The sequence below is a fragment of the Providencia sp. genome, from assembly GCF_040396775.1.
Classification (GTDB): domain Bacteria; phylum Pseudomonadota; class Gammaproteobacteria; order Enterobacterales; family Enterobacteriaceae; genus Providencia.
This window is the reverse complement of sequence record NZ_JBEBNT010000005.1, coordinates 166,570-186,595: the sequence shown is the minus strand read 5'-3', so window position 1 is coordinate 186,595 and position 20,026 is coordinate 166,570. Positions and strand designations below refer to the sequence as shown.

The 20,026-nt window shown below is 41.6% G+C and carries 17 protein-coding genes; 9 read left to right on the top strand and 8 right to left on the bottom strand.

What is annotated here, in order from left to right:
- Positions 1-409 precede the first annotated feature (409 nt).
- The 8 genes from cyoE to ABWP91_RS08550 form a co-directional block, all read right to left on the bottom strand.
- Positions 410-1,297, bottom strand: coding sequence for a heme o synthase (cyoE, locus tag ABWP91_RS08585; protein WP_353242921.1), 888 nt, complete (start codon positions 1,295-1,297; stop codon positions 410-412).
- Positions 1,298-1,309: 12 nt separating this feature from the next.
- Positions 1,310-1,642: a cytochrome o ubiquinol oxidase subunit IV gene (locus tag ABWP91_RS08580; RefSeq protein WP_206084593.1), complete on the bottom strand. Its 333-nt coding sequence runs from the start codon at positions 1,640-1,642 to the stop codon at positions 1,310-1,312.
- Positions 1,643-2,257 carry a cytochrome o ubiquinol oxidase subunit III gene (locus tag ABWP91_RS08575; protein ID WP_219245750.1) on the bottom strand — a complete coding sequence of 205 codons (615 nt, stop codon included), beginning with the start codon at positions 2,255-2,257 and terminating at the stop codon, positions 1,643-1,645.
- Positions 2,247-4,238, bottom strand: coding sequence for a cytochrome o ubiquinol oxidase subunit I (gene cyoB / locus ABWP91_RS08570; protein ID WP_353242920.1), 1,992 nt, complete (start codon positions 4,236-4,238; stop codon positions 2,247-2,249). Before cyoB ends, ABWP91_RS08575 begins: the two co-directional genes overlap by 11 nt.
- 4 nt (positions 4,239-4,242) lie before the next feature.
- The gene (cyoA, locus tag ABWP91_RS08565) at positions 4,243-5,193 is read right to left on the bottom strand and encodes a cytochrome o ubiquinol oxidase subunit II (RefSeq protein ID WP_353242919.1); all 951 of its coding nucleotides are present in this window, start codon (positions 5,191-5,193) and stop codon (positions 4,243-4,245) included.
- Between the two features lie 437 nt (positions 5,194-5,630).
- The gene (locus tag ABWP91_RS08560) at positions 5,631-6,404 is read right to left on the bottom strand and encodes a nucleoside-specific channel-forming Tsx family protein (protein WP_502935800.1); all 774 of its coding nucleotides are present in this window, start codon (positions 6,402-6,404) and stop codon (positions 5,631-5,633) included.
- A gap of 273 nt (positions 6,405-6,677) precedes the next feature.
- Positions 6,678-8,180, bottom strand: coding sequence for an AmpG family muropeptide MFS transporter (locus ABWP91_RS08555; protein WP_353242917.1), 1,503 nt, complete (start codon positions 8,178-8,180; stop codon positions 6,678-6,680).
- A 122-nt stretch (positions 8,181-8,302) separates the two neighbouring features.
- Positions 8,303-8,884, bottom strand: coding sequence for a YajG family lipoprotein (locus tag ABWP91_RS08550; protein ID WP_353242916.1), 582 nt, complete (start codon positions 8,882-8,884; stop codon positions 8,303-8,305).
- Between the two features lie 265 nt (positions 8,885-9,149).
- Between ABWP91_RS08550 and bolA the strand changes: the two genes are divergently transcribed.
- From bolA to ABWP91_RS08505, 9 genes are all read left to right on the top strand, one after another.
- Complete coding sequence (gene bolA, locus ABWP91_RS08545; protein ID WP_353242915.1) at positions 9,150-9,488, top strand: transcriptional regulator BolA; 339 nt, start codon at positions 9,150-9,152, stop codon at positions 9,486-9,488.
- 352 nt (positions 9,489-9,840) lie between these two features.
- Entirely contained in the window at positions 9,841-11,145 is a 1,305-nt protein-coding gene (gene tig / locus ABWP91_RS08540) for a trigger factor (RefSeq protein WP_353242914.1), read from the top strand.
- Positions 11,146-11,687: 542 nt separating this feature from the next.
- Entirely contained in the window at positions 11,688-12,308 is a 621-nt protein-coding gene (gene clpP, locus ABWP91_RS08535) for an ATP-dependent Clp endopeptidase proteolytic subunit ClpP (protein ID WP_206084602.1), read from the top strand.
- Between the two features lie 119 nt (positions 12,309-12,427).
- Positions 12,428-13,705 (top strand): ATP-dependent protease ATP-binding subunit ClpX, encoded by a 1,278-nt coding sequence (gene clpX / locus ABWP91_RS08530; protein WP_206084603.1) that lies wholly within the window; start codon positions 12,428-12,430, stop codon positions 13,703-13,705.
- 205 nt (positions 13,706-13,910) lie between these two features.
- A complete protein-coding gene (gene lon / locus ABWP91_RS08525; protein WP_353242913.1) occupies positions 13,911-16,346 on the top strand; it encodes an endopeptidase La in 2,436 nt (811 codons plus the stop codon).
- 234 nt (positions 16,347-16,580) lie between these two features.
- Positions 16,581-16,856, top strand: coding sequence for a nucleoid-associated protein HU-beta (gene hupB, locus ABWP91_RS08520; RefSeq protein WP_206084605.1), 276 nt, complete (start codon positions 16,581-16,583; stop codon positions 16,854-16,856).
- 175 nt (positions 16,857-17,031) lie between these two features.
- A complete protein-coding gene (gene ppiD, locus ABWP91_RS08515) occupies positions 17,032-18,903 on the top strand; it encodes a peptidylprolyl isomerase (protein WP_353242912.1) in 1,872 nt (623 codons plus the stop codon).
- Positions 18,904-19,047: 144 nt separating this feature from the next.
- The gene (locus ABWP91_RS08510) at positions 19,048-19,419 is read left to right on the top strand and encodes a ComEA family DNA-binding protein (RefSeq protein WP_353242911.1); all 372 of its coding nucleotides are present in this window, start codon (positions 19,048-19,050) and stop codon (positions 19,417-19,419) included.
- Between the two features lie 181 nt (positions 19,420-19,600).
- The gene (locus ABWP91_RS08505; RefSeq protein ID WP_353242910.1) at positions 19,601-20,026 is read left to right on the top strand and encodes an acyl-CoA thioesterase; all 426 of its coding nucleotides are present in this window, start codon (positions 19,601-19,603) and stop codon (positions 20,024-20,026) included.

Below are 20,026 nucleotides of genomic sequence, written 5' to 3'. Positions count from 1 at the left end.
CACTTTGCCGCCTTGCTACAACTCGAACTATTTTGAATAAATTCATTTTATGTTGTAGCAAAATTATTTAAATCCAATTGCTAGTAATTGGAGCTGTAGCTGTGTTGGCTTCTCTTAGCTACTTAGGGTCATCCCTAAAATATCTTCGTTTGCCGCCTTGCTACAACTCGAACTATTTTGAATTTTTATGGGAAGATATTTCACTTTAATTTTTAAATTCAATGAGTTGTAGCTTTTAATGGTGCATTTTATATCTAGCTTATAATAGCAAGGGGCTATTTAACCATAAAATAGATTCATAAGGATAGGCAGAATACGTAAAAGTGAGTTGTAAAAGCAATTAGAGACAAATAAAAACGGCGGGGAAAGCCCGCCGTTTAGACATTGTTACCATCAGAGAATAGATAGGTTATCTGACGAGAGCTATAACAGTATCGCTTGAAACTGTAGGATCAACAGACATCATTACACTCAATGCAGTAATTGCTACGATTGAGAAAATGAATAGTTTTCTTGCCCAGACTCGGTCATCGTTTTCGGTTTTGAAACCTGAAATCGCCATACCCAGCCACCACAAGCTAACTGCTGCACCTACGACCAAATACTTATAGCCCGCGTATCCGCTGATAGCTAACATTAACGTTGCAACCATAAACGCAAGGATATACAGGAAGATATGTGTCTTAGCGACAGAAATTCCTTTAATCACCGGTAATACAGGAATATTAGCGGCTTTGTAATCCTTAAAGCGGAAAATGGCAATGGCATACGAGTGAGGCATCTGCCACAAACTGAAAATTAATAACAGGATAAGAGCCCCAGTATCAAATTCATTTGTGACAGCGCAGTAACCGATAACCGGTGGTGCTGCGCCAGACAGGCTGCCAATTAGCGTGCCATAGACTGACTTACGTTTCATATACAGGCTATAAATGCCCACATAAACAATGAAACCAATGACTGCAAGTAGCATTGCCAAGGCATTGGCTGCTACAAGTAGCAGCACCATACCAGCAATACCTAATGCAGCGGCGTAAATCAGGCTAACTTTCGGGTCAATCAGCCCTTTAACTAAAGGGCGATTCTTAGTTCTTTCCATGATACGGTCGATATCACGGTCGATGTAGTTGTTAAAAACACAACCAGAAGCCACGACCAGTGATACACCCAGCAAAGTCGCAACGAACAGCGGGTAGTCAATTGACCCTTTTGAAGCCAAGAGAAAACCGCCGATCACAGAAATCAAGTTTCCGAATATAATTCCTGGTTTGGTCACTTGCAGGTATTGCTTAAACATATCGGCAACTCTTTAGTCGAGCATCATATTGATGTTCAGGTTGTACATAATCCACAGCGAGCCGACAACAACGATGCCGACAATAAGCATGGTGAACAGAAATGCAACCAAGTTCCAACGCTCATCAGATGAGGTATTCATATGTAAGAAACATACTAAGTGAACGAAGATTTGCACGACTGCCATACCCACAACAGTCCAAAGGATTGTTGACGTCGTCGCTGTGCCTTCCATCACCATCCAGAACGGGATAACCGTTAGGATGACTGACAGAATAAAGCCAATCAGGTATGTCTTAACGCTACCGTGGCTTGCTCCAGTGTGAGCATCTTTTGCATGACTCATTTAAATAGCCCCCAGAAGATAAACAACGGTAAATACACAGATCCAAACCACATCTAAGAAGTGCCAGAACAGGCTCAGGCAGTTCAAACGCGTTTTGTTAACATCAGTCAGACCGCGACGAGTGACTTGAATCATCATGATGACAATCCAGATCAGACCCGCAGAAACGTGCAGACCGTGCGTTGCAACCAGTGCAAAGAAGCCAGATAAGAAACCACTACGGTCAGGGCCAAAGCCTTCAGCGATCAGTTCGTGGAACTCATAGACTTCCATAATAACGAAGCCAAGGCCTAACAAGAATGTCGCGAACAACCATAAGTTAACCGCCGCGATTTTTCCTTTATGCATCGCAATCATTGCGAAGCCGTAGGTAATACTACTCACTAACAGTAAGAAGGTTTCGCCTAATACGAACTTCAGACTGAAGATATCTTTACCAGCAGGACCGCCAGCAGTTCCATCGGCCAAAACAACATAGGTTGCAAACAAACAAGCAAACAGAATCAAGTCGCTCATGATATAGAGCCAGAAACCGAATACTTTAGTGCCACCTGCATCGTGGTGCCCATGCTCTGCATGGGCGATATTTTGGTTAGTCATTGTATTAGTTGACATCGTTCACACCTGCCTTACGTAATTCTTCAAAGTGCTTATTCTCGATTTCTTCGATTTCAGCCACAGGTACGTAGTAATCAACATCTTCGTCGAAGCTTTTTGCAATCCAAGTGACGATCATTCCACCGAAACCAACGATTGCGAGCCACCAGATGTGCCAGATCATTGCGAAACCTAAAACCAAGCTAAATGCTGCGATGATAACGCCAGCGCCGGTATTTTTCGGCATATGAATTTCTTCATATGAAGTTGGTTTCTTATGAGCAAGCCCTTTTTCTTTCAGATCCCACCAAGCATCACGAGTTTGAACGTGTGGCTCAATCGCAAAGTTATAGAATGGTGGTGGTGAAGAAGTTGCCCACTCAAGAGTACGTCCACCCCATGGATCTCCCGTTAAATCACGGTTTTCATTACGGTCACGAATACTCACAATGATTTGGATAACTTGGCATGCAATACCGATTGCGATTAACGCAGCACCGAATGCAGCCGCAACTAACATTGAGTGATAAGCAGGGTCAATATTCTGGCTTAAACGACGGGTCATACCCATAAAGCCCAGAATATATAATGGCATGAATGCTAAGAAGAAACCGATGATCCAGAACCAGAATGCACGGACACCCCATTTCTCATTCAGCGTAAAGCCGTAAGCTTTCGGGAACCAGTAAGTCATACCAGCGAAACATCCGAATACCACACCACCAATGATAACGTTATGGAAGTGAGCAATCAGGAATAAGCTGTTGTGCAGAACGAAGTTCGCACCTGGTACGGCTAACAGAACACCCGTCATACCACCTACAGAGAAGGTGATGATGAAACCGATAGTCCACAGCATCGGCGATTTAAACTCGATGCGGCCTTGGTACATCGTAAACAGCCAGTTGAAGATCTTAACCCCTGTTGGGATTGCGATGATCATAGTGGCGATACCGAAGAAGGCGTTCACGTTCGCGCCAGAACCCATCGTAAAGAAGTGGTGCAGCCATACGATGAAGGACATAACGGTGATAACGATTGTCGCCCAAACTAATGAGGTATAACCGAATAAACGTTTTTTCGAGAAGGTTGCTGCGACTTCAGAGAATACACCGAACACTGGCAGAACAAGGATATACACCTCAGGGTGACCCCATGCCCAAATCAGGTTGATATACATCATCATGTTGCCGCCCATATCGTTAGTGAAGAAATGGGTACCTAAATAACGGTCTAACGTCAGAAGCGTCAGAGTGACGGTTAAAATAGGGAACGCAGCAACAATCAATACGTTAGTACATAACGCAGCCCAGCTGAATACAGGCATTTTCATCATCGACATACCCGGCGTACGCATACGGATAATCGTGGCAATGAAGTTAACCCCTGTTAATAACGTACCAATACCGGATATCTGGAGACTCCAGAGCCAGTAATCGACCCCGACCCCTGGATTGTACTCCAAGCCCGATAATGGTGGATATGCTAACCAACCTGTTTGTGCGAACTCACCTACCCCTAAAGAGATGTTGATTAAGACAACACCGACTACAAAGAACCAGAAGCTCAATGAGTTAAGGAATGGGAAGGCAACGTCACGTGCACCAATTTGCAGAGGTACAACGAGGTTCATCAGACCGACAACAAATGGGGTTGCCATGAAGAAAATCATGATAACGCCGTGTGCGGTAAAGATTTGGTCATAGTGATGAGGGTTTAAGAAGCCCTCTTGGCCAGCAGAAGCAAGAACTTGCTGACCACGCATCATGACAGCATCCGCGAAGCCACGGAACAACATGACCATCGCAACAATGATGTACATGACACCAATTTTTTTATGGTCAACCGAGGTTAACCACTCTTTCCACAGCCATTTCCATTTACCGAAATAGGAGATCAAACCGACTAAGCCAAGCCCACCAAGGACAATAGCAATCAGTGTGACAACGATGATCGGCTCATGGAGCGGAACTGCATCTAGTGTTAATTTTCCGAACATGCCCTTATTCCTCAGCGCCTGCTGCATGAGCGTTATGGCTCATATGCATAGAATGACCTGTAGATTCTTCTTTGGTTTCTACAGGAGCGTGACCTTTATGGTGCTCATGACCAAACTTCAGAACGATGTCGTTATAAAGGTTAGGTTTCACGCTAGAGAAGTAGGTAACAGGAACATTTGTGCTTGGCTTAGCGACTTCGTCGAATGCCTGCATTGTATCCATTGTCTTAGGAGACGCTTTTACCTTTTGTACCCACTCATCAAAGCCTTGGCGGTCAGGGGTTGCAATCGCATTGAACTTCATATCAGAGAAGCCTTGGCCACTGTAGCTTGCAGAGAAGCCTTTATAGGTGCCTGGTTCATTGGCGATTAAGTGAAGTTTAGTTTGCATACCCGCCATCGCGTAGATTTGGCCACCTAAAGATGGAATGAAGAACGAGTTCATCACCGAATCAGACGTGATTTTGAAGTTAACTGGCACACCGGTAGGGAATGCGATTTCGTTAACTGTAGCAATACCTTGCTCTGGATAGATAAAGATCCATTTCCAGTCAGCCGAAATAACTTCGATTGTGACAGGTTCCTGATCACTCACTAATGGCTGATACGGGTCCAGCTCATGTGTTGTCTTCCAAGTGATAGCACCCAGAATGATGATAATGATGATAGGAACAGTCCAGCAGACTAACTCAATTTTATTTGAGTGAGCCCAGTTTGGACGGTATGTAGCAGACGTGTTGGATTCACGATATTTTCTGGCGAAGATAATCGTCATAAAAATAACAGGAATAACAACAAGCAGCATTAAGCCAATTGCAATAAGAATTAGCTCTTTTTGTTTTACGCCTACGGCGCCTTTTGGATCCATCAACACCATATCACAACCGCCTAATAATAAGGCTGCTACAACTAGTGAGATTGCTCCGATACTTTTTTTGTAGTTCATAAGTCTCATCCACGACCCCAAATGACAAGATTCTAATTGTCGTTTCATCAGTGCGGGCATTTTACGGTAAGGTTATGCGAGTGTAAATGATTGTAAGGCAAAGAAACGGAATTGTTAGCTCTTTATGTTAATATGATCACATGTAAAGAGCTTTTAAAGAAAAAGTTAAAATTGATACGGATTATAAGTATATTTTGATAAAAGCCCTTTAATACTAAATTATCTTAGTAATTTTTCAAAGGAAAATATATACAAAAGAAGTGAAAAAATGACAAAACTGATATGAATGATAAGCAATATGGTAAGGGTAATTACGTTTTTTCTTGCCGATAAAGCCATTTGAGTCACTTTATCGGCAAAATTGTTAAGAAAAATTATTACTGATTTGATTTAAAAAGAGAAATATTAAATTGCGATACAATTTTCAATAACGCATTAGAGCACTTTTAGAAGGTATACTTTAATGTATAAATGATTGCGTCTTGATAAAAAGTATCGCCTAATTTATTGTCAGCATAGCGATATTGGATACCCGCAGCTAAATGTGGTGTCGCATTCCACCAAAAAGCCATGGCACCATTAATACCATTTCGCTTACCGCCGTTGTAGCGCTTATTACGTGCAAATTCCATTTCATGCCAGTTGGTTATCATAAAATTTTCTTCAAATGCGCTGAAATTATATCCAGCGACCCACCCTGCGGTATAACCATTATTACCTGAATAGAATGTTTGATCAGTATAGTTTAGGGCGATAAAAGGCTTAAACCACAAATCGCCAAAAGCCGTGTTATAACCGATGCCATATAATGTGTTTACATCATGAAAATTACCACCATATTTCGTTCCTGGTAATGACCATGTGCCGTAAACGTGGCCGTACAGATTAAAGCCTGTATCACCTAAATAGAAGCGACCTGTTGTTTTGATGGTGTAGCGTTTATTACGCCCTGAATCAGTATGTTGTGTATGGAGCGGGTTTTCTACATCAAAGAAGCCGTAAAGCTCACCCCAATTAAAATTAGCACCACCCTCTAATTCAATGTAGGCAAAGTCTTTCTTACGCGTCGTTTTCTCCGTTTTGGTCTCAGTACGGTGAGACCAATCTAAATAGTTAATATTGATATCAGCAAAACCATTTTTATAGCCTAAAAGATCATCAGAATATGCCGTACCTGCCACAGAAGCTAAGGCGGCAATACAAAAGAGTTTTTTCATAATAGATTATTTTCGTTAATTAATTAATGGGGTTGAGTAGTGCACTATTCGTTAACGTGTTATCTAACCAGTCTCTAACATGTGATATATTAGGCTTTAAAATTGCAATTAAGAAATATTTTTCATTGAATGAGTGATCGCAATCACGATCAAAAAGTGATTTTGATGTGTTTTGTGCTAGAGGGTTATTTTTCTAGAATGATCAGATTCCCTAAACTAATAAGTTAGTTTTAGGGAATCAGCTAAGTAGATAAGTAAAGGTGAAAGGAAAATCAGTTATTGCTTGACGGTTTTGCGAACAGCGAGGAAATCTAAACTACCACCGATAATTAAACTGATAGCACCGATGCTAATGCCAGTATTAAATAGGATATTTTGATAACTTGGGATAGCTAACCAAAATTCAATCTGTGTGGTGAAGAGATATACTTTCATTCCACTAAAAGAAAATGCCAATAGAGAAAGCAGCCAAATCGCAAGGCAAATCACCGCGGCGAGTAGGGCATAAACGGCAAAGCGATAGCCATTTGCGTATAGTTCACGGCGCTGGAACAACCCTGTCGCTTGCGTGTAGAGCAAAGAACTTCGACAGGCTAATAACAGTAAAATTCCCGGAATGGCAACGCCAATGGAGATCAAATAAAACAGTGGCCAGCCATAGTTACTAACGAAAATACTGGCTACGGGGCCAATGTACACCCGTCCTACTGCTGAAAGTGCGGAAAGAAGCGCAAATTGCGTTGCTGATAAGGATTTATTACACAGCGTCATTAAGAGTGCGACAAACGCCGCTGTGCCCATTCCTGAAAAAATATTCTCAAGGAAAATAATGGAACCCATCGTCATGATATTAGGCGGCGTGACGGCGAGGAACCAATACCCAATATTTGACCCACCTTGGAGCAAGCCAAAAAGAAACAGAGCCTTAAATAAGCTCATGTTTTTCATTAGATAACCGCCCAATAGAGCACCAATAATGGTGGCTGCCATTCCGACGGTTTTATTCACTGTACCAACTTCACTAAGGCTAAAGCCCAGTGCATTCAGTAAAAAGTTGGTATTGAGCGCCATCACAAAGGCATCACCTAATTTATAAAATACCAATAATAATAAGACGAGCCATGCGTTATTACGGCTGAAAAACTCCGCTAACGGGTCATAAATCGCTTTTCTTAATGAGGTAGGCGGCGCGCTGTTTTCTTCGGGTTCTTTAGCCAATAGCGTGGCGACAACACCGATAATCATTAATCCCGCCATAACAAGGTAAAGCTGTTTCCATGTCAGGAATTTATCTGCAAGCCAGAGGGCTAATCCTCCAGAAACTAGCATACTGATCCGGTACCCCATCACTGAGGTTGCCGCCCCAATTCCCCGTTCTTCAGCAGTCAATAAATCCGTTTTATAGGCATCAAACACAATATCTTGAGATGCAGAGCAAAAGGCAACAGTGACAGCTAATGCGGCGAGATACCACAGATGTTCAGACGGGTTCATAAACCCCATTGCTGCGATACTGATGATCAGGAGAATTTGAGTGGTTAACAGCCAGCCTCTGCGGCGCCCGAGAAACGGCGGCGTATAGCGGTCCATCATGGGCGACCACAAAAACTTCAAAACATAAGCTTGGCCGACTAAGGAAAAGAAGCCAATCGTTTTGATATCAACGTTTTCAACGGTTAACCAAGCTTGCAATGTCCCAGCAGTCAACGCTAAAGGTAAGCCCGAGACGAAGCCTAAAAGGATTAAGGTAATATTATTCGGTAGTGTGAAACGAGGCATTATTCCCTCTAAGCCTAAGGTGATTTTTGCTGCAATACATAGCGCTGTAGAGGTATTGACCGCGCAACGCTATCCAAGAGTTAACTTGGATAGCTTAATACTAAATTAGGGTACTCGCTCGCTTAATAGCGTGAATTTTGTCTGATAAAATCGGTGATTTCTTGGTCAGATGCCATATCGGCAATTAAATCAGCTAATGCACTGTTAATTGCTGCTTCGATTTTTGCATTATTCGCCGCTAACAATTCTTGGGTATTGAAGTTTCGGGTGAATGAACGCGTTTTTGTTGAGCCATTTGGCGCAGTTGCCGTAATACTTACGCTAGAGTTCACCGTAATATTATGGCGCAGGCTACCCTCAGCGACTTTAGTGTCTAATTTGTTTAATTGAACGACTAAATTAACGTTGGCAGGTGATGTAACCATAAAACCACGGGCAGCCATCTGTTTTTCAACAGCTTCTTGCATCAAATAGCGCGGATCACGAGATGGGTTAAGCACCACTAGGCTACCATTACGATTGACTTCCGCTAATGATTTGTTGGTGCGGTTGTCTACACTGCTCACACTAATTGAGGTGGCATTCAGTGTCGGGTTTTTAGCCGGTAAAGCAATTTTTGGCTCAAGTGAGAGCGTGTTGCTGCTAGTTGTACATCCAGCAAGTAGAAACAACGCAAAAAGTGGAAAACACAGTTTTCTTAACATAATTTTTTCCAGTTCATCTTTCCTAATTGAAAATGTTTCGTTATGGTGCGGGTAGCCGCCACACGATGTAAAATCCAGTGGCTAAATTATCCTGAACTATTAGACAACAGTTTTTGAAAAAATTCGCACTAACGTGCCAATATCATAACATTGTCAGGTTATTATCGAGTATCTCTATAATAAGAAGATAGCAATAATCGAGATGTGCAATATAGTTTACTGCACTTATCAATACTAGAGTGGGTCGCTAATAAAGGAGTATTTTATGGTCGCCAATGCATCACAAAGTATGCAGTCTCGCGTGAACCAAAAATTACAAGATGCTTTTGAACCAAGTCATTTGGATGTCATTAATGAAAGCCATCAACACAATGTCTTACCTGGCTCAGAAAGTCATTTCAAAGTCATCTTAGTCACTGATAAATTTGAAAATAAACGAATGCTTGGCCGTCACCGTGAAATTTATGCTATTTTAGCAGACGAATTAGCGGGTGGCATTCATGCTCTTGCTCTACACACTTACACCCAAAAAGAATGGGATGAGTTGGCGGATACTGCGTTAAAATCGCCTGCTTGTCGCGGTGTGGGTGGTGTTAACCGTTAATTTGTATTGCCAATTGACCTTTATTCGTCATTGCTGGCATTATCCTTCAAACTCAAAATGGGTTTGCTGGGTATTTTTTCTTCATTTTTTGTGAAGAAATAAAAATTTTAGTCAGAAAAGTCACAAATAAAGAGGAAAAATCGCTTCTTTTCTCTGCTTTTCTCGACTCAGGGCGCTGTCATCGGTATAATGCTGCGTCTAATTTTCAGTAAGGTTTCGGGACGCTTCTGATATCAGGGATTGACCGTTACGAAAGTAACGCCCCCGGTTCTGGAAGGGAGAACGCCATTAATTGCTTAATGGCATAACTCTGGAGTAGACCGATCACTAAGATTTATTTTGAGGTAAGAAGATGCAAGTTTCTGTTGAAACGACTCAAGGCCTTGGGCGTCGTGTAACAATCACCGTTCCTGCCACTGATATTGAAAAAGCAATAAATAGCGAGCTGGTTAGCGTTGCTAAGAAAGTACGTGTTGATGGTTTCCGTAAAGGGAAAGTACCAATGAACATCGTTAAACAGCGTTACGGCGCGTCTGTTATGCAAGACGTTCTGGGCGATGTGATGCAACGTAACTTCATCAACGCAATCATTGAAAACAAAATCAACCCAGCGGGTGCGCCTAGCTATAAGCCAGAGCAAATCGAAGACGGTAAAGATTTCGTTTACGCTGTTGAGTTTGAAGTTTACCCAGAAATCGAATTAACCGGTTTAGACACTATCGAAGTTGAAAAACCAGCGGTTTCAGTTAAAGACGAAGACCTGGAAAACATGTTAGATACTCTGCGTAAACAACAAGCAGAGTGGAAAGAAGTTGACGCAGCAGCAGCAGCTGATTCACGCATCACTATCAACTTCACAGGTTCTATCGACGGCGAAGAGTTCGAAGGCGGTAAAGCTGAAGACTTCGCACTGGTTATGGGCGAAGGCCGTATGATCCCTGGCTTTGAAGAAGGCGTTGTTGGCCACAAAGCAGGTGAAGAATTCGATATCGAAGTTAACTTCCCAGAAGATTACCACGCTGAAAACCTGAAAGGTAAAGCAGCAAAATTCGCTATCGTTCTGAAGAAAGTAGAACAACGTGAACTGCCAGAATTTACTGAAGAATTCATCAAGCGTTTCGGTATCGCTGATGGTACTTTAGACGGTCTGCGTGCTGAAGTACGTAAAAACATGGAACGTGAGCTGAAAAATGCCATTCGTAACCGTGTTAAAGCGCAAGTTCTTGATGGTCTGATCAAAGCGAACGATATCGAAGTTCCAGTTGCGGTTATTGATGGTGAAATCGATGTTCTGCGTCGTCAAGCGGCACAACGTTTTGGTGGCAACGAACAGCAAGCGATGGAATTACCACGTGAACTGTTTGAAGAACAAGCAAAACGTCGCGTTGTTATCGGTCTACTGTTAGGTGAAGTGATCAATAAAAACGAACTGAAAGCTGACGAAGATCGTGTTAAAACGCTGATCGAAGAAATGGCATCTGCATACGAAGATCCAGCTGAAGTTATCGAATACTACAGCAAAAACGAAGAGCTGATGAACAGCGTTCGTAACTTAGCATTAGAAGAACAAGCGGTTGAAACTGTTCTGGCTGTTGCTAAAGTCACTGAAAAAGAAACTAATTTTACTGAGCTGATGAACCAAGTTCAAGCTGGTTAATTTATTTCTTGCTGTACAAAATAAAAACCCGTGGTGTTCTACTACGGGTTTTTTTGCAATTAAAGCTTTTAAATAACGACTTTTTTGTGAATTAAGATAGGGTGACCTTGAAAATCACATTTAAACCCTAATTATATCCCTAACACTTCAATTAGTATGTATTCAGTTTCGCTTGCGATTTGAACTATTTTGAAGAGCAAATATCATAGAAATAGACGAATTCAACCAAAAGAGTTATTTCGTCACTTTTGAAAATCAGTTATGGTTTTCTAATGGGATAATACCGTGTAAGTAAACAGGCTTGTGTTAAACTCGTTAAAAGAGGGTCTTATTGACTTCAGCACAGTTTGCTGCATTTTTTTCTTATTTCACCTGTAATCAGCCAATATAGGCTAAAATAGAGAAATAAGCAGATCGTGCAAGCTTGCCGATAGAGGTATTTTTAAAACACTTTGTTATGCCACATTCTTTTTGCTCAATATGATGGTTAGTAGATAGCAAATTAGGCGCAAGCACCAGAAAGTTTTTAATAGGAGATTTCGATGTCACATTTTGGCGGTCAGGAACAGTTAGCATCCCAAATGGCTCTTGTGCCAATGGTTATTGAGCAAACCTCTCGAGGCGAGCGCTCATATGATATTTATTCACGTCTATTAAAAGAACGTATTATTTTCCTGACGGGTCAAGTGGAAGACCATATGGCGAACTTAATTGTCGCTCAAATGTTATTCCTTGAAGCAGAAAACCCTGAAAAAGATATCCAGCTGTATATCAACTCACCGGGTGGTGTGATTACGGCAGGTATGTCTATTTATGATACCATGCAATTTATTAAGCCAGATGTTAGTACCATTTGTATGGGGCAAGCATGCTCTATGGGTGCATTTTTGTTGACAGCTGGTACAAAAGGTAAGCGTTTTTGCTTGCCAAATTCTCGTGTGATGATTCACCAACCGTTAGGTGGATACCAAGGCCAAGCGACGGATATCGAAATCCACGCGCAAGAAATCTTAAAAGTGAAAACACGCATGAATGAACTCATGGCTCACCACACTGGGAAGTCCATTGAAGAAATTAGTCGTGACACTGAGCGCGACCGTTTCTTGTCAGCAAATGAAGCGAAAGAGTACGGTTTAGTCGACCAAATTTATAGTAGCCGTTAATTGGTTAACTTTTGGTATAATTAATTCATACCATAAACTATTTTAAGAAAATCGTTGCTGTGTTCACCGTTTTTAGTTAAACAAAAACAAGGCAATATGGATAAAAGTGAGGTCAACTGATGACAGAGAAACGCAAAGAGGGAACGGGCAAACTGCTTTACTGTTCTTTCTGCGGAAAAAGTCAGCACGAAGTACGTAAGCTGATTGCCGGTCCGTCAGTCTATATTTGTGATGAATGCGTAGACTTATGTCTCGATATCATCCGTGAAGAAATTAAAGAACTTGCGCCACATCGTGAGCGCAGTGAATTGCCTACGCCACATGAAATTAGGCAGCACCTTGATGATTATGTCATCGGCCAAGAAAAAGCGAAAAAAGTCTTGGCGGTTGCGGTTTATAACCATTACAAGCGCTTGCGTAATGGCGATAAAACCAGTGATGGTGTTGAATTAGGTAAAAGTAATATCCTGTTAATCGGTCCAACGGGTAGCGGTAAAACCCTGCTAGCTGAAACCTTAGCACGTTATTTGGATGTGCCATTTACGATGGCAGATGCCACCACATTGACCGAAGCAGGTTATGTTGGGGAAGACGTTGAAAACATCATCCAAAAATTACTGCAAAAATGTGATTACGACGTAGAGAAAGCACAACGCGGTATCGTGTATATCGATGAAATTGATAAAATTTCTCGTAAATCTGATAACCCATCTATTACCCGTGATGTGTCGGGTGAAGGTGTGCAGCAAGCACTTTTGAAACTTATCGAAGGTACGGTTGCGGCTGTTCCTCCACAAGGTGGGCGTAAACACCCACAACAAGAATTTTTACAGGTAGATACCTCAAAAATTCTGTTTATTTGTGGTGGTGCATTTGCAGGCCTAGATAAAGTGATTGGCCAGCGTCTAAATACCCGTTCAGGTATTGGTTTCGCTGCTGAAGTTAAAGGTGAGTCAGATAAAGCAACAGAAGGCGAATTGCTCACGCAAGCTGAGCCAGAAGATTTAATTAAATTCGGGTTAATCCCTGAGTTTATTGGTCGTTTGCCAGTGGTTGCGACCTTGACTGAGCTGAGCGAAGAAGCGCTGATTCAAATTTTACAAGAGCCGAAAAATGCGTTAACTAAACAATACCAAGCGTTGTTTAGCCTTGAAGGAACTGAACTTGAGTTCCGTGAAGAAGCATTAAAAGCAATTGCGAAAAAAGCGATGGCACGTAAAACGGGTGCTCGTGGTTTGCGTTCAATTGTTGAAGCCGCGCTGTTAAATACCATGTATGACCTCCCTTCTATGACGGATGTCGAAAAAGTTGTCGTTGATGAAAATGTGATTAACGAACAATCAGAGCCTTTGTTGATCTATAGCAAGCCGGATGCTCAAGCTTCAGGCGATAACTAATCTTTAAGAAAGCGTTCAAGAAATAATCAAACGAAATGAGGGATATCCCTCATTTTGTTTTTTATGTTTAACTAGCCATTGAATGCTAAAATCTTGTCCCCATATAGTTTATATTCTGAGGTGTGGTTTCCTTGTTTTTGAGAGAAATTTTAAGCGAGAGAAAGAAACCCTTAAACTAGCGTAAGCTAAACGAAGAGAGAGCTTTATGAATCCAGAGCGTTCCGAACGCATTGAAATACCAGTATTGCCTCTGCGTGATGTAGTGGTATACCCACATATGGTGATCCCACTGTTTGTTGGACGTGAAAAATCCATTCACAGTCTGGAAGCAGCGATGGATCATGACAAACAAGTGATGCTGGTTGCGCAAAAAGAAGCCTCGACTGATGAGCCTGGGGTGAATGATTTATTTGCTGTTGGTACGGTCGCATCTGTTATTCAGATGCTAAAACTGCCAGACGGCACCGTGAAAGTTTTGGTTGAAGGTTTAAGACGTGCGCGTATTACTAGCTTGACGGATAACGGCGAGTATTTCCTCGCGCAAGCTGAGTATTTAGTATCTGAACAAGATAAACACGCTGAAGGTGCTGTTTACGACGAAACCACAGCGGGAACTCCATCATCAATTCTTGATGAAAAAGAAAATGAAGTGCTGTATCGCACGATTGTGAGTCAGTTTGAGAGCTATATTAAGCTCAACAAAAAAATTCCACCGGAAGTGCTGACTGCATTGCACGCTATCGAACAAGACCAGCTTGATAAACTTGCAGACACCATTGCATCTCATATGCCGCTGAAACTAGCGGATAAACAGCGCGTTCTTGAAATGGCAAATATTGCTGAACGTGTTGAATTCCTGATGGCAATGATGGAATCAGAAACTGAATTACTGCAAGTGGAAAAACGCATCCGTAATCGCGTTAAAAAACAGATGGAAAAAAGCCAGCGTGAGTACTATTTGAATGAGCAAATGAAAGCCATTCAAAAAGAGCTGGGTGAAATGGACGATGCGCCAGACGAATATGAATCGCTGAAACGTAAAATCGAAGAAGCGAAAATGCCAAAAGAGGCACAAGAAAAAGCAGAAGCAGAATTGCAGAAGCTGAAAATGATGTCTCCAATGTCGGCAGAAGCCACGGTTGTCCGTAGTTATATCGACTGGATGGTGCAAGTACCATGGCATGCGCGTAGCAAAGTCAAAAAAGACTTAGTGAAAGCACAAGAAGTGCTGGATACCGATCATTACGGCCTTGAGCGTGTTAAAGACCGTATTTTAGAGTATCTGGCAGTACAAAGCCGTGTCAGTAAAATCAAAGGGCCAATTCTTTGCTTGGTAGGGCCTCCGGGGGTTGGTAAAACCTCTCTGGGTCAATCTATTGCGAAGGCAACGGGTCGCCAATACACCCGTATGGCATTAGGTGGTGTACGTGATGAAGCGGAAATCCGCGGTCACCGTCGTACCTATATTGGTTCAATGCCGGGTAAACTTATCCAGAAAATGGCAAAAGTTGGGGTGAAAAACCCACTGTTCCTGTTGGATGAAATAGACAAAATGTCTTCAGATATGCGCGGTGACCCTGCATCAGCATTGTTAGAAGTGCTTGATCCAGAACAAAACATTGCGTTTAACGACCACTATTTAGAAGTGGACTACGACTTGTCTGACGTTATGTTTGTTGCAACGTCAAACTCGATGAATATTCCTGCGCCACTGCTAGACCGTATGGAAGTCATTCGTCTTTCAGGTTATACCGAAGATGAAAAATTGAATATTGCTAAAAAGCATTTATTATCGAAACAAATTGAACGTAATGCCTTGAAAAAAGGCGAGTTGACCATCGATGATAGTGCATTAATGAGCATTATTCGTTACTACACACGTGAAGCAGGTGTGCGTGGTTTAGAGCGTGAAATTTCGAAATTGTGCCGTAAAGCCGTTAAAGCATTATTAATGGATAAAAAACTTAAGCACATCGAAATTAACGCAGATAACTTAAAAGATTATCTAGGTGTTCGTCGCTTCGACTACGGCCAAGCAGACACTGAAAATCGTGTCGGTCAAGTGACTGGTTTGGCGTGGACTGAAGTGGGTGGCGACTTACTGACTATCGAAACAGCGTGTGTGCCAGGTAAAGGTAAGCTAACTTACACGGGTTCTTTAGGTGAAGTAATGCAAGAGTCAATCCAAACGGCATTAACCGTGGTGAGAGCTCGTGCTGAAAAACTGGGTATTAACAGCGATTTCTATGAAAAGCGCGATATCCACGTTCATGTTCCTGAAGGCGCAACACCCAAAGATGGCCCAAGTGCAGGTATTGCGATGTCAACGGCACTGGTTTCTTGTTTAACAGGTAACCCAGTTCGCGCAGACGTAGCAATGACGGGTGAAATCACATTAAGAGGGTTAGTTTTCCCAATTGGTGGATTAAAGGAAAAATTATTAGCTGCACACCGCGGCGGAATAAAAACCGTATTAATCCCTAAAGAGAACGAGCGTGACTTAGAGGAAATTCCTCAAAATGTGATCGCTGATTTGGAAATCCATCCAGTAAAAACTATTGAAGAAGTTCTTTCTTTAGCTTTAGTTAACCCGCCTTTTGGGGCTGAGGTTGTTAAAAAGAAAGCGAAAAGAGTGAGCTGAATCAAGAAGTTTGTATAAAAGTAAGGCTGACAGCTAATTTAGGGCTTGTCAGCCTTTTTTTTCATCGCTAATTTAACGATGATTCTGATAATTGTTTGTATGCAATCTGTTCTCTTGCCATTGGTAATCAGGATTGATATAACGGCTAAATCATTAATTAACTGTACGAATAGAAGCTAGCTGCTATAGTTAATTTGGTGATTTATAGTCCAACTAATAATGGGGATGATAAGAGTGAATAAAGCTCAACTGATTGATCAAATCGCTTCTGATGCGAATATTTCTAAAGCTGCGGCAGGCCGCGTTGTTGACGCGTTCGTTGCTACTGTAACGAGTTCTTTAAGTAAAGGAGACGATGTTGCTTTAGTTGGCTTTGGTAATTTCACTGTTCGTGAGCGTGCAGCACGTACAGGCCGTAACCCACAAACGGGCAAAGAGATTAAAATCGCTGCGGCGAAAGTTCCAGCTTTCCGTCCAGGCAAGGGTCTTAAAGACGCTGTTAATAGCTAATTAAGTATTTTAGTTTGTCTTTCTTGCATTTTTGCGAAAACTCAAACTGACGGAATGCCTTTAATCAGCTAATATATAAGCGCACCATGGAAATGGTGCGCTTTTTTTTCTTTCTGAGTTAAGATTAGCGTATTATTAGGAAATTGAATTCAACAAAGCGGAGTTAAGCCTTTTTATGATGGAAAATCTACGCACGAAGGCGAACAGTCCTTTTATTAAAATTTTGCTAGGGCTCATTATGCTGTCATTCGTGCTGACAGGCGTTATGATGGGCGGCTTAGGTGGCAATAGTGCCAACAAAGCAGCAGAAGTTAATGGGCAGCCAATTAGCAGGGAACAGTTACAGCAGGCTTTTCAGCAGGAACGCCAATCATTGCAAGACTACTTGGGAGACAAATTCTCTGAAGTGGCTAGCAACGAAGAAAGCATGAATTTGCTGCGTCGCCAAGCGCTTGATAATTTGATTAACAATGAATTGATTAATCAATATGCTAATGAACTGAATCTCTCAGCAAGCGATCAGCAGATTGAGCAATCCATTTTCTCTATGCCAATCTTCCAAACTGATGGTCGGTTTGATAGCGATAAATATCGTGAAATCTTAAGCCGTTACAACATCAATGCGGACAGCTTCGCGGCGCAAATTCGCCAAGATTTAACACGTGCTCAGTTAGGTAAAGCCTTCACTGGGACGGACTTCGCTTTGCCATCAGAAGTGAAAGCTTACGCTGAATTATTTATGCAAGAGCGTGAAATTCGCACTGCAACCTTGTCCTTAGCTGACATTCAAGCGAAGCAAACGGTCTCTGAAGAAGAGCTAAAAGCGTATTACGATGCTAACCAAAATAGCTTTATCTCACCTGAAAAAGTCCAGGTGAGCTATGTTGAAATGGACGCAGCATCTATGCCAGAAGCTACGGTTTCTGATGAAGAAGTGAAAACGTATTATGAGCAAAACCTGAAAAACTATACTCAGGCAGAGCAAAAACAATACAGTATGATTCAAGTGGCTTCTGAAAAAGAAGCGAACGACATCATCAATGAAATCAAAGCAGGTGCAGACTTTGCAACGCTAGCCGCTGAAAAATCGACTGATAAATTCAGTGCGGGTAACAAAGGCTTGATTGGCTGGATGGAAGCGGCTTCAACGCCGAGTGAGATTATTACTGCAAATTTAACAGAAAAAGGCCAACTTTCGGCACCTGTTAAAGCACAGGATAACTATGTTGTTTTTCGTTTAGATGATATTAAGCCAGAATCAACAAAACCGTTTGAAGACGTTGTTGAAACAATAAAAGTTAGCTTGCTTCAAGATAAAAACATCAAACAGTTCTATGACTTACAACAGAAAGTCAGTGAAGCTGCTACGAGTGATATGGAATCATTAGTTTCAGTTGAATCTGTTTCTGGCTTAAAAGCCGTAACAACAGATTGGTTTGATCGTAACAATCCACCAGCGGCTCTGAACTTCCCTAAAGTTATCAATGAAGTCTTTAGCGACCGTCTGGTTGATAAAAACGGTTCTAAAGGGATTAACTCCGACGTGATTAACGTTGAAGGCGACCGTGCATTTGTTGTCCGGGTGACAGAATATAAACCAGAAAGCACAGAGCCGTTTGAAACAGTTAAACCTGCTATTGAAGCACTTGTTAAGCGCCAAAAAGCAGATGCAGAACTCAAAGCAACTGCAGATAAGCTACTGGTTGACTTGAAAGCAGGTAAAGGTGAAGAGGCCCTGAATACAGCGGGTGTTAAATTTGCTGGCGTGCAAACTGTTTCTCGTTTAATGCCACAAACTGCGACGATTAACGCTGCAATGGAAATGGCTCAACCTGTTGATGGTAAGCCTGCGTACTCAATTGCACGTGATGAGTCTGATAACTACGTGGTTATTCAACTGGATAAAGTCACTTTAGGTCAACCAACAGAAGATGAACTGAAACAGTTATCTCGTGAATACCAAGGTGTAATGAGCTCAGCTGTGAATGAAGCGCTGATGCTTAACTTACGTGAAAACGCAAAAATAGAAGTGCTGAACCTTGAATAATTGCGAGTAGCTTCGCAACTTAAGTTGTAAGCATGCTATTAAAAGGCCACCTCTGGGTGGCCTTTCGCATTTTTATTTTTCGCTAAATGCGCCAATAATTTTTCTCTGGCACTGTGATGTTTCTACACACAAAGGAGAAATATCATGTCATGGAAAACAATTGTTCAGCGTAGTTTAGTCACAACATTATGCTTATTTTTATTGGGGGGATTATCACCTTTAACATGGGCGAAAAAAAATACAGCAGAAAAACCTGCCACAACACTCTCTCAACAAACCGAGGCTACTGAAAACACAAAAGGCACCGATATTAACCAATCGGGCAAAGTGAGTATTAATCACGCCAGTGCGGAAGAACTCGCTGAAAAATTGAATGGAATAGGAAAACAAAAAGCAAAAGCAATTGTTGAGTATCGGGAAAAGTATGGTGCGTTTAATTCCATTGAAAATATTTTGGAAGTACAAGGGATTGGCCCTGCATTTTTAGAGAAAAATAAAAATAAACTGATGCTTTAATAACACAGCTCCTCATTCAAATGATTGGGGAGTAACTTATGTTATGGCTACTTATTAATCATATTTATTATTTGGTGGTAAATAATTTGAGAGCTAAGTCTTATTCGTGACATTTATTCAGCATATTTTCCGTACATTTGTTATTTTTATGTTATCAGAAAATAAACTGGTCGGAGTAGTTATGACAACAAAGATTAAAGTTCATGGTTATCACATTGATGTATTCCAGCATGTGAACAATGCACGCTATTTAGAGTTCTACGAAGCAGACCGCTGGGAGTGGATGAATAAACGCAACTTTATTAGTTGGGCAATACAAAGCAATTTGACCATGGCTGCCGTAAATATCAATGTGAACTATATTCAGGGAGTTTTATTGGGAGACGAACTCACTGTTGTGACACGCATGGATAAAATCGGTTCTAAAAGTGCAGTATGTTATCAACAAATCATTCGTAATAAAGCTGGACAATCAGAGGTCGTTTCGGATGCTTATGTGACATTCGTATTTATTGACAACCTAACCAATAAAGCCATTGTGATTGATGAAGAATTGCGTGAGAAGCTGGAATCATTTAACTCGGTGGTGGATGATTTTATTAGCTAG

Excerpts from the sequence above, each read along its gene's own strand:
- cyoE (WP_353242921.1), bottom strand. The coding sequence starts at position 1,297 with ATGTTTAAGCAATACCTGCAAGTGACCAAACCAGGAATTATATTCGGA.
- ABWP91_RS08580 (WP_206084593.1), bottom strand. The coding sequence starts at position 1,642 with ATGAGTCATGCAAAAGATGCTCACACTGGAGCAAGCCACGGTAGCGTT.
- ABWP91_RS08575 (WP_219245750.1), bottom strand. The coding sequence starts at position 2,257 with ATGTCAACTAATACAATGACTAACCAAAATATCGCCCATGCAGAGCAT.
- cyoB (WP_353242920.1), bottom strand. The coding sequence starts at position 4,238 with ATGTTCGGAAAATTAACACTAGATGCAGTTCCGCTCCATGAGCCGATC.
- cyoA (WP_353242919.1), bottom strand. The coding sequence starts at position 5,193 with ATGAGACTTATGAACTACAAAAAAAGTATCGGAGCAATCTCACTAGTT.
- ABWP91_RS08555 (WP_353242917.1), bottom strand. The coding sequence starts at position 8,180 with ATGCCTCGTTTCACACTACCGAATAATATTACCTTAATCCTTTTAGGC.
- ABWP91_RS08550 (WP_353242916.1), bottom strand. The coding sequence starts at position 8,884 with ATGTTAAGAAAACTGTGTTTTCCACTTTTTGCGTTGTTTCTACTTGCT.
- bolA (WP_353242915.1), top strand. The coding sequence starts at position 9,150 with ATGGTCGCCAATGCATCACAAAGTATGCAGTCTCGCGTGAACCAAAAA.
- tig (WP_353242914.1), top strand. The coding sequence starts at position 9,841 with ATGCAAGTTTCTGTTGAAACGACTCAAGGCCTTGGGCGTCGTGTAACA.
- clpP (WP_206084602.1), top strand. The coding sequence starts at position 11,688 with ATGTCACATTTTGGCGGTCAGGAACAGTTAGCATCCCAAATGGCTCTT.
- clpX (WP_206084603.1), top strand. The coding sequence starts at position 12,428 with ATGACAGAGAAACGCAAAGAGGGAACGGGCAAACTGCTTTACTGTTCT.
- lon (WP_353242913.1), top strand. The coding sequence starts at position 13,911 with ATGAATCCAGAGCGTTCCGAACGCATTGAAATACCAGTATTGCCTCTG.
- ppiD (WP_353242912.1), top strand. The coding sequence starts at position 17,032 with ATGATGGAAAATCTACGCACGAAGGCGAACAGTCCTTTTATTAAAATT.
- ABWP91_RS08510 (WP_353242911.1), top strand. The coding sequence starts at position 19,048 with ATGTCATGGAAAACAATTGTTCAGCGTAGTTTAGTCACAACATTATGC.
- ABWP91_RS08505 (WP_353242910.1), top strand. The coding sequence starts at position 19,601 with ATGACAACAAAGATTAAAGTTCATGGTTATCACATTGATGTATTCCAG.